At 62.0% G+C, this 14,317-nt stretch carries 12 protein-coding genes and 1 pseudogene; 3 read left to right on the plus strand and 10 right to left on the minus strand.

All coding sequences use genetic code 11. The features are described 5' to 3' along the window. Window positions 1-251: 251 nt before the first annotated feature. Complete coding sequence (locus GTP58_RS26870; RefSeq protein WP_161080063.1) at window positions 252-593, plus strand: YciI family protein; 342 nt, start codon at window positions 252-254, stop codon at window positions 591-593. An 18-nt stretch (window positions 594-611) separates the two neighbouring features. Here GTP58_RS26870 and GTP58_RS26875 read toward each other — a convergent pair whose 3' ends face one another. The 7 genes and pseudogenes from GTP58_RS26875 to GTP58_RS26900 form a co-directional block, all read right to left on the minus strand. Next, window positions 612-1,709, minus strand: a complete 1,098-nt coding sequence (locus GTP58_RS26875; RefSeq protein ID WP_161080064.1) for a serine hydrolase — start codon at window positions 1,707-1,709, stop codon at window positions 612-614. 75 nt (window positions 1,710-1,784) lie between these two features. Continuing rightward, entirely contained in the window at window positions 1,785-2,510 is a 726-nt protein-coding gene (locus GTP58_RS26880) for an HNH endonuclease (protein WP_161080065.1), read from the minus strand. Between the two features lie 9 nt (window positions 2,511-2,519). Then, entirely contained in the window at window positions 2,520-2,990 is a 471-nt protein-coding gene (gene aroQ, locus GTP58_RS31975) for a gamma subclass chorismate mutase AroQ (RefSeq protein WP_229215768.1), read from the minus strand. Between the two features lie 3 nt (window positions 2,991-2,993). Continuing rightward, window positions 2,994-3,755, minus strand: a pseudogene (locus GTP58_RS31980) (transporter substrate-binding domain-containing protein); the annotation flags it as partial. Next, window positions 3,755-5,635, minus strand: a complete 1,881-nt coding sequence (locus GTP58_RS26890) for an AI-2E family transporter (RefSeq protein WP_373924783.1) — start codon at window positions 5,633-5,635, stop codon at window positions 3,755-3,757. The gene GTP58_RS26890 and the pseudogene GTP58_RS31980, both read right to left, overlap by 1 nt. Then, window positions 5,628-6,434 (minus strand): CPBP family intramembrane glutamic endopeptidase, encoded by an 807-nt coding sequence (locus GTP58_RS26895; RefSeq protein WP_229215758.1) that lies wholly within the window; start codon window positions 6,432-6,434, stop codon window positions 5,628-5,630. Before GTP58_RS26895 ends, GTP58_RS26890 begins: the two co-directional genes overlap by 8 nt. Window positions 6,435-6,548: 114 nt before the next feature. Then, complete coding sequence (locus tag GTP58_RS26900; protein ID WP_229215759.1) at window positions 6,549-7,316, minus strand: MipA/OmpV family protein; 768 nt, start codon at window positions 7,314-7,316, stop codon at window positions 6,549-6,551. Window positions 7,317-7,495: 179 nt separating this feature from the next. On the opposite strand from GTP58_RS26900, the gene GTP58_RS26905 reads away from it, so the two are divergent. Further along, a complete protein-coding gene (locus GTP58_RS26905) occupies window positions 7,496-8,158 on the plus strand; it encodes a glutathione S-transferase family protein (RefSeq protein ID WP_161080069.1) in 663 nt (220 codons plus the stop codon). Between the two features lie 14 nt (window positions 8,159-8,172). Here the strand turns inward: GTP58_RS26905 and GTP58_RS26910 are convergent, their stop codons facing one another. Together GTP58_RS26910 and GTP58_RS26915 are read right to left on the minus strand one after the other, a co-directional pair. Continuing rightward, complete coding sequence (locus GTP58_RS26910) at window positions 8,173-8,664, minus strand: phasin family protein (RefSeq protein WP_161080070.1); 492 nt, start codon at window positions 8,662-8,664, stop codon at window positions 8,173-8,175. 142 nt (window positions 8,665-8,806) lie between these two features. Further along, entirely contained in the window at window positions 8,807-10,111 is a 1,305-nt protein-coding gene (locus GTP58_RS26915) for a M24 family metallopeptidase (RefSeq protein WP_161080071.1), read from the minus strand. A 77-nt stretch (window positions 10,112-10,188) separates the two neighbouring features. Here GTP58_RS26915 and GTP58_RS26920 point away from each other — a divergent pair, with 77 nt between their 5' ends. Next, entirely contained in the window at window positions 10,189-10,974 is a 786-nt protein-coding gene (locus GTP58_RS26920) for an alpha/beta fold hydrolase (RefSeq protein WP_229215760.1), read from the plus strand. Here the strand turns inward: GTP58_RS26920 and GTP58_RS26925 are convergent. Then, on the minus strand, window positions 10,971-14,317 hold a 3,347-nt coding region (locus tag GTP58_RS26925; RefSeq protein WP_161080072.1), incomplete at its 5' end, for a PEP-CTERM sorting domain-containing protein. The two genes, GTP58_RS26920 and GTP58_RS26925, sit on opposite strands and share 4 nt — an antisense overlap.

A 14,317-nucleotide genomic window follows, 5' to 3' on the forward strand; every position in this document is an offset into this window, starting at 1 on the left:
AGCATACGGGGTCTACCGATAAAGACTGTTCGCGTCCTAACGTATGCCTTGGCAGAAGTCCGGTTAAACCGTCGGCAGCACGCTGAAACCGTCCTCGCTGCAGGCCTCGGCCTCCTCGATGGCAACGCCTGCCACCCGCGCCGATTGCGCACCCAGCCACGCAAAAATTGGCGATTTTTCTGCCGAGCATGATGCTATCCTACGCGAGGCATTCGACATTGAGAAATCCTGCAGTTAAAAGGAGTAAATATATGGCCAAATATCTCATCTCTTTTCCCAGTGCCGCCATGGTGCTGCCGGATGACGAATGGAAAGCGGCGGGCCGCGACGCGCATGCGGTGATTGAGGAGGCCAAGGTCGCCGGTGTCTACGTCTTCGCTGGTGGCCTTGCCGAAGACGTGCCCCCTTTGCTGGTCACGGCTGACGGCGCATTCACCGAAGGTGGCTACCCGTGGGCACCTCCACTCAACGGAGGCTTCACCGTGTTAGAACTACCGTCACGGGAGGATGCCATCGCCTGGGCAGCCCGCATTGCCAAAGCTTGCCGCTGCGACCAGGAGCTGCGGGTGTTCCAGTTTGACCCGCAGTCCTGATGGAACAGTATCGACAAGCTACAACTGTTTGTAGAGCTTGGCTATCTGCGGAATAAAGCGCTGGGGGTTCGCTCCCGCGAGGTTGGTCAGCACAATAATGGCCAGCCGATCATCCGGATATACGATGAATGCAGCACGGGCACCGCCAATACCCGCTACTTGCCGGTTGGGAGCGTTTTGCAATACCGGCCATCCCGCTGCCCAATCTCCGTCAGTCCCATTATTCAGTTTTTCTGGGATCCACATATTATTGAGATTCGCTGTGCTGATGAGTTTTCCGTTCGATAACGCGATGAGCCAGCGCGCCACTTCATTTGCGTTCGTTTGTATTCCACCGCCGGCCCACAGGCTATAAGGCATATCGTAAATCCACCGGGACAAACGATTGTCGTCATCCTTTGCCATGGTTCCGCGAGGCGTGTAGCTATAAATCGTGGCTGCGTTGGGAACAAGGTCATAGCTGTCACCGAACGTCGACAACGGCATATTTGCTTGAGCAAACTGATGTTTTGCCACATATTGTTCGTATGGTAGTTTTGCTTGCTTCGAAATGATTTGCGCCAGCAAACCATAGTTAGTCTGATTGTAGGCAAACCTCTCTCCAACGGGGGCGTCCATGGGAAGCTCCTTTACCGCTTTCCAGGCATCGCGTTCACTGCTTCCGCCAATCAAGCCTTTCTGATCGACGATGTCGGGCAGGCCAGACGTGTGTGCGAGTAATTGACGTACGCGGATGGCTCGCCAAGTCTTAGGTAAGTCATCCAGGTAGCGTGACACAGGGGCATTGAGATCAACGAGTCCTGCTTCGACCAGCTGCATCATGGCGACGCCAGTAAATGTTTTGGTCGCAGAGTTGATTGGAAACAGGGTCTTGCTCGTGACAGGTACATTGTTCTCCACATTGGACAACCCATAGCTGTCTGAAAAAATGATTTGGCCATCTTTAATGATGGCGATCTGCAGACCAGGGATGCGCTGCTCCCTCATCGTTCGCTGTATTAATTCCCTGGCTAATTTATTGGTTTCATCTGATGTCGTTGCGGAGGCGGACAGGCACCCAAACCATAGTAGTGCAGCGACGATGAGGGGCGTAACGATATACTTTTTATGCAGCATGAATTTTCCTTCGTTAAACGAGCCAGGAATGTGTGATAGTGCCGAAATAGTAGATTCGAGTCCATCGCCAGGGAGCTACTTCTTGGTAAGCTGCTGTCGGACATAGTCCTGATATTTTTTGAGGTCATCAAGATATCCTGTGCTTGGACGGGGATACTTTTCGGTCAGATATCTGATCAAATCCTGATCCTCGTGTGGAGCGAGTCCATCGTGGCAGGTTTTGCAAAGGCTGATGAGATTCGCTTCTTCGGTAATGCCGCCACGGCCCCACGGAATCGCATGATGTACGTGAAGCTCTACATCGACATAGTACATCGGGGATCTACCGCAAATCAGGCATCGGCGCTTGTCTCGATTGAGAATTTCCATCCGCAGTTTTTTGCTAGGTGCATGTTGCAGTTGCGCCTCCTCCAATCCAGACGCACGTCTGAAGCCAAGGCCTCCTGAGTCCCTTAGGCTGACGTGTGGAGAGATCAGCCGTTCGAACTTCTGTTGAGCGACACCTTCAATCACCAATGCATGACCACCAAAAGCATAGAAATACGGAACATCATTTATATCGTTTATCAGCAGCGCCGTTTCCCCAAAACGAAAACAAGCCGCGCGCTGGTACTCACCGTCATGAAGCGATCCTTCTCGAATCTCGCGGCGCGGCTTATCTTCCGTGTAGCCACACCACTGCGTTTGAATGTTCAACTCTACTCTCGCCGATGCATCTAACCGGATGGTGATCCAGTAATACGCTTCGTTCTCAATAGCTGGCTGCGTGAGCAGGCGAGTGATATTTTCGCGAAAATTCATAAGAATGCTTTAGTAGCTTATCAACGCGCCCGGAACAGGGGCGGATAGCGGCGTCAGTGCCTGTGCGGCGGCAGCTGGGCTGATTGCGGCTGCTTCAAGTGGACGTATCAGCCGCGCGGTGTCTTTCAGCTTGGCCTGATTGTCGGCCATGGCGCGCAGCAGTTGTGTGGTGATGCGGTCCAGTTGCGGACGGATGGTTTTGGCCAGGTCGGGCGCGTCGTCGAAATGGCCGGCCTGCTGCGCCTTCCATTTGGCGTACAGTTCGCGCTGTACGGTTTTGGAGGCCTCGATCTGGGCTTTGAAGACGGCTGCCACCCAGGCGTCCGGCAAGCCTAGCGTGCGGCCTTGTTGCACGGCGGCCGCGATCACTTGCGCTTCGCGCGGCAAGTCTTCTATCGGCGCCTGTATATTCCATTTGGCGCGTGCGACTGCTTCCGCCAGCAGCAGGCGCTCATCGATGGCTTGCCGCAACGGCTCCAATGCCCAGGGATAGTCCAGCCAGCGGTCGAAGCTTTTTTGCAGTCCGCCGCTGCTGATGCGCTGTTGCAGCCATTTGTCGACATAAACTTTGAATTCGGCATCGCGTGGCAAAAGGATGGCTTTTTCCGCAGTATCGAACGGCGCGTCAGGATGCACGGCGCACAGTTCTGGATGCAGGCGCTGCTGCAAGCGGGTTTCAATCGCATCCGTCATCATGAGGTCGGCTGCGCCGCTGACGATCTGGCCAAAGATCGTCACGTTGTCCGGGTAGACGGTCAGCTGCGCCTGCGGCGCATGGGCGCGGGCGAAGCGTTCGTTGGTGCCGCCCGGATTGACGATCAGGCGCACGGCCGGCTGGTTGATCTGCTCCAGCGTCTGAAAGCGCAACTGGTTTTCGCAACGTGTAATCGGCGTTTTGCCATCGCGCAGGTAGCTGACCGAGAACAGCGCCTGCTGCTGGCGCTCTGCCGTCACCGACACGCCGCTCAGCGCGATATCGAATTTATCCGCGTTAAAGTCCGTCATCAGCGTTGGCCAGCTGGTCGGAACAATCTCCAGCTTGACGCCCATGGCGCGCGCCAGTTCGCCAGCCTGCTCAACATCCAGTCCGATAAAATCGTTCGCCCCTGCGCGATAGCTGAACGGCTTGTAATCGCCAGTGCTGCCCACGCGCAGCACGCCGCGTGCATGGATGTCTTCCAGGCGGCCGGCATGGGCGGAGGCCAGCGCGGTAACCAGCAGCGTGGACAGGAGCAGGCGTTTCATCAGCTTGCGTGCCCCTTCATCGCGGTCTGGCAGTGTTGCAGCACATCGTCGTAGGAACGTGAGACGTGGTCGGCCTCGGAGAAGATGCAGGTTTTGAGGTCGGGATTTTCGAACGGGCTCGGCAGCAGCAGCGCGAAGTGCTTGGCGTCCGGCAGACGCACGCGCATTTTGGCCAGCGCCTCGCTCATGGCTTCGCAGTCGTTGAGCGGATCGACGCTGATCAGGCAGACAATGGCCACCGCTTCCTTCCTGGCGCCCGGTGGCGGTGGCTGGTCCAGTTCTTCGAAGTTGCGGCTGCGCGCGTCGATCTTTTGTTCTTGCAGGATGCGTACCAGGATCTCGGTCGCCAGCTCGGCATATTGGGAGCCGATTGCAATATTCAGCACCACGCTGCCGGGTGGCACATCGAAGGAACCCTGCCATTCGCCGCCGTCGGAAATGCGCTGCGCGCGCAACTGGCGGCCGATGCCTTCGCCAGTCAGCACCGTGCTGCGCTTGCGTTTGCGCCACCACTTGGGATTGCCGCTCAGCGCTTCAATCACGGCGATGATGGAGGAGGTGACTTTTTCCTCTTCCTCCGGCGTGATGGCGGCATCCTTCAAATCAAAATGCGCCAGGTGCAGTGCGGGCAGCAGCACGCCGTCGCAGTACTCGGCCAGCGATTTGTGCTGCATGTAGCGCTTGGCGCTGGTGACGATTTCGTGGGCGTCGCCGGACAGCACGCGCTGGTAGAAATTCTGCGGCAGGGTCAGCGCAGGCAGTTCGCCGAACATGATCTCCAGCACCTTGAGCGCGCGGATGTAGCGGCCCGCGACCACCAGGCACAAGGTCAGCGGCGTCGACAGCACCAGGCCCACCGGTCCCCAGAGCCAGCTCCAGAAAATCGCCGACACCACCACTGACAGTGGCGACAGGCCGGTCGTGTGGCCGTACAGTTTTGGTTCGATGGTCTGGGCGACGATAATTTCCACCGCCAGGAACAGGCCCAGTGTCATGAGCGCCAGTGACCAGCCCGGATCGATGGCGGCCGCCAGCACGGTTGCGCACAGCGCCGCCATCCAGACGCCGACATACGGGATGAAGCGCAGCACGGCAGTCATGGTGCCCCACAGCAGCGCCTGGCCCAGCCCCATCAGGCTCAGGCCCAGCCAGATCGCCAGGCCGGTGGCAAGATTCACGAGGAACTGTGAGATGAAGAAGCGCGACAGGCGTTCGCCCGCGTCATTTACTGCAATCGTGGTGGCGCGCAGGTCGCCGCCACCTGCCAGGCGGATGAAGCGGTCGCGCAGGGATTCATGTTCGAGCAGCACAAAGATCAGCACCACAAATACAATGCCGGCCGTCTCCAGCGGTGGCCATACGGAGGTGATGACTTTGCCCAGCAGCTGGAATGGTTTGAGCGCAGGCTCATGGATTTCCACCAGCACCGGCGTCTTCACGCTGCCATCGTTTTGCAGCACCGGCTGCGGCCCGCTGGCGCCATCGCTGGTGAAGTGTTCGATCAGGTCGCCGGCCGGGCCGCCCAGATCGCCGAGTGTGCCGCGCGTCAGCTTGTCCAGCGTTTCAATCTTGCTGGCGATGGTGTCCTGGTACTGCGGCAGGCTGGCGCCCATGGCGCTGACTTGCGACACGATCACGCCGCCAATCGCCAGCAGCGTCACGGTCACCACCAGCACGCCAGTGCATACCGATGTCGCCTGGCCCAGGCCCATGTGCCGCAGCGCGCGTACAAACGGCGCAATCAGGAAGCTGAAGATGAAGGCCAGTGTAATCGGGATCAGCACGTCACGGCCGAAGTAGAGCAGGGCAAGCACCGTGGCGGTGCCAACGAGGCCGGTGACGGCGCTCGGCAAAGTGCGGGAAGCGATGGAATCAGACACCGTGTAACCTAGCCGGGTAAGTAAAGCAGATGAAGTGGACCACGTTCAGCGTGATGTGTACCAGGATGGCGGCCTCGATGCGTTGCGTGCGCTGGTAAGCGATCGCATAGCCGAGGCCGGCAACGCCAGCGAGTATGCCATAGGTCAGCCCGCCGCCGAGGTGGGCCGCTCCAAACAGCAGCGCCGACACTGCCACCGCCAGCCAAGGCCCCCACGCGAAGCGCGCCACCGCCGACGCCAGCCGTGCCTGCAGCAGGCCGCGGAAGAAGGCTTCTTCCGCCACCACCGTGAACAGCAGGTTCACCAGCACGAACATCAGTGTCTGCTGCGGCAGTTTGATATCAAGACCGACCACGCCAGCCGCCACGCCAAAGCCCAGTGTGGCAATGATCGTCAATAGCAGCACCGGCACCGTCTTGCGCAGCACCTCGCCCAGTTCCGGCCACGCATGCACACGGCGGCACAGCAGTGCCAGCAGCACCAGCCCGACGGCGCCCTTGTCGAAGTTCGCGTATTGCGTGAACGGTGCGGCCCCGGCGGACAGCACGACATGCTCGATGAGCAGCGGATTATTAAAGCCGGGCAGCTTGTGCATGGCCAGCGCCAAGGCCAACGCTGCCGTCAGCGTGCCATAGGCCAGACGCAGCCAGCTGCGTGGCGCGGCATTGCAGGCGTAGGCGCCGGCAGCCAGCACCACCAGCGCGCTGACCGCCACCGGGTCCAGCACGCCGCCCACCAGCCCCCAGGCCATGGCCATGACAAAGAACAGCAGCCACAGCGGAGCCGAGCGCCGCCCCATTGGCAGCGGCCTGGCCCACACAGAACACAGTGCAAAAGCGAGGAAGAGGAAGGCAGGAAATTGGAGTGTCATTGATTCAACGATGAGTTTTCGTCAATGATACTCCAAGGCAGCCTAGAATTTGTAGATCAGGCCCGTCATCAGCATGGGCGTGGTTTTACGCTTGGTCAGCGGGCTGTCGGCGGCATCCGACGTCAGGCGGGTCACGCCCGCAGCGCTGTACACCGACCAGCTGCTGTTGATCACGTGGTTCCAGTTGAGGCCGGCTGTGAGGTTGTTGAAGCCGGCCTTGGCCGTGTACGCCTTGTAGCCGGACGTGGCGCTTTGCGCGCTGGTGACGCCGAAGTAGGTCTGGTTGTGCTTTTTGTCGCCGTATTCGGCCGATACCGACAGGCCGATCTGGTCGCTTGCCGTGGTGTAGAGCGCGGTCGATGCGCCGAGCGCGAAGGTGTAACCATACTCGCGGTGACTCAGGTTCTGCTTGGTGCTGAGGCTCAGGCCGACGGTGCCGATGTTGTAGCCTACGCTCAGTACGGCCTGCGCCGTGCCCTGGATCTTGCCCATGCCTTTCAGTGCATCCGAGCCCGAGAAGTAGTTTTCCTTGTGGTCTTCGCGGCCGCCGTCATAACTCAGGGCGCCGCTGAGGTTGAAATCCCCCAGCTGGGTCTGGTAGCCGATGCCGCGCATGGTGCTCAGGAATACCCCGTTGGCAAACGTGCGTTCGATGAAGGGCAGGGGGACGACGCGGCTTTTGTCGGCGCCGGCATATTCCGGCACATAGGCGAGGCCGGCGCCGGCCGAGAAGCTGTCACCGGCGGCGGCTGGCATTGGTCCGGCAGCAAATGCTTTGCCGCCAAAGGCGCACAGGGATAAGAGGGTCAAAGTAATGGCGTGGCGCATGATGATATTTTCCCGTTCAGTTATCCGCCGGCGCGTGATTGCCCGGCTCTAGACGGGCGCAAGTGTCCCAGTAATTAGGGTTCGCCGCTATCGGCGAAGCTGAAGTATCATTTGCTGGAATCTTTGGTAGCGCGCCGCGCTGCCACGCCCTGGAGCCCACTATGTCGTTGACTTTGTATTACCACCCGTTAGCCTCGTTCTGCCACAAGGTGTTGATCGCGCTGTACGAAAACGGCACGGATTTCGACCGGCGCATCATCAATCTCGGCGAGGAGGCGGATCGTGCCGAGCTGGAAGCTATCTGGCCGCTGTGTAAGTTCCCCGTGCTGCGCGACCACGAGCGTCACCGTGACGTGCCGGAGACGTCCATCATCATCGAGTATCTGGACCGGCATTACCCCGGCACCCAGCTCATGATTCCAGCGGACTGGGACGATGCGCAGGATGTGCGTCTGTGGGACCGCTTTTTCGACCAGTACGTCCAGGGACCGATGAACACCATCGTGGTCGCCCATTTGACCGGGCTGAGCTGCGACCAGACCAAGGAGCGTACCAAGCTCAAGACGGCCTACAAGATGATCGAGAAGCGCATGGCCACGCGCAGCTGGATGTGCGGCGAAGCGTTCAGTCTGGCTGATTGCGCGGCGGCGCCGGCCTTGTTTTATGCGGCGACGGTGCTGCCATTCCCGGAGGAATACCACCACCTGCAAAGCTACTTTGAACGTCTGGTGGCGCGGCCGTCCGTCAAGCAGGTGCTGGACGAGAGCAAGCCTTACTTCTCGATGTACCCGTTTGCGGACGATATACCGGAACGCTTCCTGTAAGCCTCCCGGCCTGGTTAGCCCTGGTTGCCTTCAGGCGCGCTTTGCATCGACGCGGCTTGCGGCATGGCCTTGTTCTGGCTGGCGATGTTGGCGAAACGGCTGGCTTCCTCCGCGATATGCTTGCCGGCCGCCTGGCGGCCGGCATCAGCCAGCTCGGTGGCGGTACGCGCGGTCTGTGGCACGTGCTGCTGCGCCAGATTATTGATGTCGCTCTGGAAGTCGCCGGCCACCTGCGCCAGCTTCTGATGATAGGTCTGCAGTTTTTGCAGCGTGGCTGAGGCAGCTTGCGGTACGGCATCGGCCTTGCGTTCCTCTGGCGAGGTCAGCAAGTTCTGACGCAGGGCCGCAGTGGAATCGTCCAGCCATTCACGGCTGAACTGTACATTGACCTCGGCCAGCTGGCGCAGTGAGCGCAGTACCGCCTGAGTCAGGTCGGTGTAGTAGTCGATGCGGGCTTCCGCATGATTCCGGGCTGCCGGGGACAGCGTTTCCACGAACGAATTCATAAGTGTGCTCCTGTTGGGATGTGGGCCAAAAGAGGCGTGAGACAAGTGCGGTGGACGTTTTGGCCTGTCGTCCACCACCGCTATCATCTCAAATGTGGCCGCTTGATGGCACTCCCGAGCTTGCTGGAACTATTTGTGTACCCTATTCAACAGATGGCGCGCGCCGTGGCAGGAGAAGCAGCGTTTTCTGCCTGCCGTTGATGTAGCGGACGCCACTTTCATCAAAATAGGCATCCTCCTCCAGCATGATGCGGACCGGCTCTTTCCAGCCTGGAATTGCCGTGGCGGCGTTCAGCTCGATCGAATAGGCGGTGTGGTAGCGCAGCACATCGTCGCCGCTGCCCGGCACGCCGCCCTGCATGTCCCACATGCCGATGGCGGGGCCGGCGGCATGGCCGTGGTAGCCGATCGGATGGGTGTAAATGGTCGGCTCGATGCCTTCGGCCCTGGCCTGTTTCAGCGATGCCGCCAGCACCTGGTTGCCGCTGCGGCCCTGTTGGAAATTGGCGGTCAGAATGTCCTGCAGGCGGTTGGCGCTGGCGAACGCGTTGACCAGTGCCGCCGGCGCGGCCGTCTCGCCGGGCTTGAGCACGTAGGCGTGCTCCTGGATGTCGGTGTTCAGGCGCAGGTAGGTGATGCCGATATCGACGTGCAGCAGGTCGCCGGGCACGATGATGTCGGCATTGGCCAGCCCCTTGCCGGCACGCTGGATTTCCACCGAGGGATGGAACCAGGTGTCGTAGCCGAGGTCGCGGATCTTCTGGCGGAACCACCAGACCACATCGTCCGCCGTGGTAATGCCCGGTGTGATGACGCGTTCGGAGAAGCCTTCCTCGATAATCCGGTGGGTGGCGTTGACCAGCTGCGGATAAATCTGCATCTCGCGTTCGGTGCGGGTTTCCAGCCAGCGGATGGCCAGCGGCTCGGCCGATACCACGCGGCGTTTCAGATCGGCCGGCAGCGCGGCGAGCAGCTCGCTGTAGTCGGTGTGGTCGATGCCGTCGGCATGGTTGAAGTGCGTCGAGGTGTTGAGCGCGATCTTGTCGGGATTGCGCTGCTTGATGATGTCCACCAGCGCCTCCCATTGATGCGGAAATTTCTTCATGTCCCAGGCCGCCGTGATGCTCTGGCCGACGTTGTAGCGCGCGACCGCCAGGCGTTCCACCTTGCCGGTTTTGGCGTCGCGGTAGAACACCAGGATGGTGCGGCGGCGCGCGTTGAGCCATTCGGCCGGCAGCATGGTCTTGAGGACCGGATCCTCATTGTATTCGCGCGAGACCACCACCCACATATCGATGCCGGTTTGCGCCATCATGCCCGGCAGCAGATGGTCAAAGCGGTCAACCAGCAGCTCGTTGACGACCGTCGCCTGGTCGCGTACCGACAGTACCTGGGCCTGGGCGCCTGCCGCCAGCAGCAGGGAGAGAGCAATGAGGAATTTTTTCATCCGCAAATCTTGAGCCTGGTTTTTGGCAATGTCAATCAACAATATTTATAATGTCCTGCTTACGCAAAGGAGAGAACATGGCAGCACCTTCGGTTTTTTATCTGCACGGCGGCCCGGCACTGGGGCCGGTGTTTGAGCGCGCCCGCTACCCGGACGCGGACCACGTCCACTGGTGGCACCAGCCGCTGGCCAAGCCGTGTGCGGCGCGCCCGTTCCTGGACCTGCAGGAAGCTACCGTGACCGAATTCCGCCGCGTGGCAGCAGCAGCGGGGCAGCCGCTGACCGTGATGGCCAGTTCCTTCGGCGCCCATCTGGCGGTGCACCTGGCACGCCAGGCGCCGGAGCTGGTCAAGGAGATCGTGCTGCTGGCGCCCACCTTCAATCCCGAGCAGGCCGCGCTGCGCCTGGCCCGCCGCGCCTTCCGTGTGCATACCGGCCACGAACATGCGGGCAAGCTGGCCACCGCGCTGGCGATGTATGAAGACGATCCTGGCCGTCCGCGCTTCTGGGATGTATTTGGCGCGCTGTCGCTGCTGCCGGATGTGACGGAGCTGTATTTCGGTCCGGCCGGCGCCGATGCGGCCCGTTCGTTTGCGGAACTGATCCATCAGCCGGGCGCATTTGACGGCCCGACCTCGGTCGCCACCTCGGACGATTTTTCCGCGCTGGACCACTCGCCGATGCAAAGCCCGTTCGCCGGCCCGGTTTCCGTGCTGTTTGGCGCCTACGACCCGATGATCGACGCCGAGCAGGATCGCCAGGTGTGGGAAGTCATCTTCCCACAGGCTGGATTCTTCAAAGTGGAAACGGGTCACTTCCCCCTGCTGGAACTGACCCTTGAGGAATGCCTGGCGCCCGCTTAACGGCGGCCAGTGCTGCTGCGACGGCGCTGCAGCAGCACTAGCATCAGGCCGGCCAGACTCATCGCCCAGGTCGCCGGTTCCGGTACCGGCGAGGTGCCCACCGCGTAGCTGAAGGCAAAGCCACCAGAATGGGTGTAGGTCAGTGTCGAGGCGATCTCCAGGCTTTGCTGGCCGGCCTCAAACCGGCCCAGGTCCAGCGTGCCGTCGCTGAAGAAGCTTTGTGCTTCGCTCAGTGAGCCAAAGGTATGCGCGTAAATCAGCGTGCCCTTGCTGTTGATGGTCAGGCTCATCTGGTCGAAGCCGCTGCCGTTGCCATAGTTGGACAGCCAGCCGACGATCAGGTTGCCCGCTGCCGTGGTCTGGAAATCAAACACCCCGCTGGTGACGTAAGTATGGCTGACGCCTGCTTGATAATTGGGATACAAGGCACCTTGCACGCCAGCGCCCAGCACCTTGCCGATCGCCGCTGCGGCCTGCGGCGTGGCGGCGAGCAGGGCCGCGCCATCGCTCGGCATGCCGTTGACCACGGAGATGGCCTGGTTGCGGTACTTGTCCTGGTCGATCGCGTGCAGATCGCCCAGCAGCCCCGCGCTGCCATAGCTGGCATTGGTGTAAGCGACACTGTAGTCGCCGGTGGTCGGTGTGCTGGCCTTGGCGGTGGCCAGGCCATGCAGGCCATCGCTGGCGCTGCTGATGGCAGTGGCGCTGCCCAGGCCTTTTGCCTCGGCCGTGGCAATATTGCTGCCGGCGCCTACGCCATCCGCGCGCGCCAGCGATGTCACCGCGACCTGGCTGGTGCCGGAAATATTGGTATAAGCGTTGCTGTGGGCAGTGGACGAGCCACCAGCCTGCGTGCTGATCGCCCAGGCCGACGCAGTTACCTGGCGCGCAGGGTTAATTGCGTCAACACCCCAGGCACTCGCATTGGCGTTAGCGGCGCTGACTGCACTGACCTTGCTACGGGCGATCGCGGTGGCCAACTTGCCGCTGTAATAGACTGCTGTCTTTGCCTCACTGTTGCCGGTGACGACAGTGCCGCTACGGGTTGACGCCAGCACTAGCTCGGCAGTGGCATCGCCCCCCCTGCCGAAAACGTAGCCGCCCCCTTCGCCGCCATTGCCCCCTTCAGCAGACACGCCGGCAGTCAGGCTGGCGGCCAGATTGTCCGTTAAGGTCAGGCGCGATATGGCGTCGCCGCCTTTACCGCCGTTGCCCGGTTTGCTACCGATGCCGCCGTCGCCGCCGATGGCGTACTGGTATAGCGCCAGTGCGCCAGTCGTGCGTCCGCTGACCAGGTTCTCGGCGACGCTGCTGCCGCCGGCCGGGGTCACATCGGTACCGGAGTTGGAGCCGCCTTTGCCGCCAGTTAATGTAACCGAGGCGTGAGCCCGTCCGCTGTCGGACTGGGCGTAGGCCGTGGCGGTGGTCTGGCCAGCGTCGGTATGGTAGCCGCCGCTGCCGCCTAGCGCACTCGCATAAGCCCCGGCCTCCGCTGCGCCGCTGGCCGTCACCGATGCGCGCGCGCTGCCGTCGCCACCGGCAGCGCGGTTGCCGCCTGTGCCGCCGCTGCCAGTGGCGTAGCCGAAAATGTTGGCATTGCTGCTGAGCGTCACGAAGGCGCTGCCGTTACCGCCGCGGCTGCCGTTGACCGTATTGCTGTTGCCTCCATTACCGCCTGTGCCAATGGCCTCCAGGGTCAGATTGGGTTGGCTGGCGCCGCTCAGCGACAGGGTCGAGGTGCCATTGCCTGCCTTGCCGGCGATGCCCCCGGTGCTGTTGCCGGCATTGCCGCCGGTTGCTCCTTGTTCCAGGGCCAGTTTGCCGCTGCCGACGTTGGTGCCAGTAATCCTGTTGAGCATGCTGAGCGTCGCGCCATCGCCGCCGTTGGCACCGTTGCCGCCATCACCGCCATTGCCGCCGGTACTGTCGGCGCTGGCCCTGCCGTCGCCGTTGAGCAGGGTCAGGCTGGCGTTGCTCTCGGCCAGCCCGCCGTTGCCGCCGCGCTGGCCTTTGCCCCAGGCCAGGCTGCCGTTGCCGCCGATCGCCTTGGCGCTGACATTAATCCTGAGTTCGTTTTTGACGTTGGAGCCGCCGGTGCCGTCGGCGCTGCTGCTGGCGTTGCCACCCGCACTCGATTGCACGGTGCCGGTCAGCGTGCCGGCGTTGGCCAGCGACAGGCCGCTGCCGCCGTAGGCCGTGCTGGTGATGGTAAGGTCGCTGGCGCCGCTGTTGCTGCCGCGCGCTTCGCTACGGGCATTGCCGCTGGTCCCGCTCAGGCCGCCGCTGGCCAGTGTGGCACCGCCGCTGCCGCCAGTGGCACGGAGCGCTATGGCGACCAGCGTCCCGGTGTTGGTCGACGCCGTTTCCGCAGCCACCAAGGCATTGCCACCGGTACCGCCCGTGGTGCCGGTACCGCCGTTGCCGCCGGTGTTAGTCAGTTGGATGCGTAGCCTGTCTGCATTGGCATCGCTGGTCACCTGGCGCGTCTCAGCGTTACCGCCATTGCCGCCGAGGCTGAGATCCGAATTGCCACCGGCGCCGCCGGTTGTGCTCAGGTACAGATACAGATTCCCTTTGGTATCGCCGCTGAGCTGGTTGTTGGCGATGCTGTTGCCGCCATTGCCGCCCATGGCGCCGTTGATGCCGTTGCCGCCTTTGCCGCCAGTCTGCAAGGCGTTGCTGATGGCCAAACCGATATTGGAAGCGCTGGCGGCGGTAGCGCTGGCATTGCCGCCGTCCCCACCGCGTTTGCCTGTCCCGCTGCCATTGCCGCCGGCGCCCCCCGTGGCAGTCGCGACTGCGGTGGCGACCCGCGTGTCCACGCCGTAACTGCCATCCGGGAAGGGCGGCGCATGGCTAATGCTGGCGGCGTAGGCACTGCTAACAGCATTGCCGCCGGTCTGTCCATTGCCTGCCGTGGTGCTGCCACCGCTGCCGCCGGTGGCCGTGCCGTTGATGGTTGCGTCGGCGAAGCCGGCCGTGCCGCTGGCTGCACTGCTGGCATTGCCACCCAGGCCGGCGATGCCAGTGGCGGTGTTGCCGCCGCTGCCGCCCTGGCTGGCAGCCGTCAGCGTTAGCTCGGTGGGGGAGGTATTCACCAGGGTCAGCGCGGAGCTGGCGGCGGCGCCCTTGCCGCCTGTGCCGCTGTCGCTGCTGCCGCCGTTGCCGCCGATTGCCGTATGCAACAGGTTCAGCGTGCCAGGCGTGCTGGCGGCTGCGCCGTTCAGCAGGGTGCTGGCCGCACCGGCGCCGCCATTGGCGCCGTTGATGCCGTTGCCGCCATTGCCGCCGGTCTGCGTGACCGTTGCCTTCACCTCGTAGGCACCGGCGCTGGCCGTACCGT

The organism is Duganella sp. CY15W, assembly GCF_009857555.1.
In the GTDB taxonomy this organism is placed as follows: Bacteria; Pseudomonadota; Gammaproteobacteria; order Burkholderiales; family Burkholderiaceae_D; genus Rugamonas; species Rugamonas sacchari.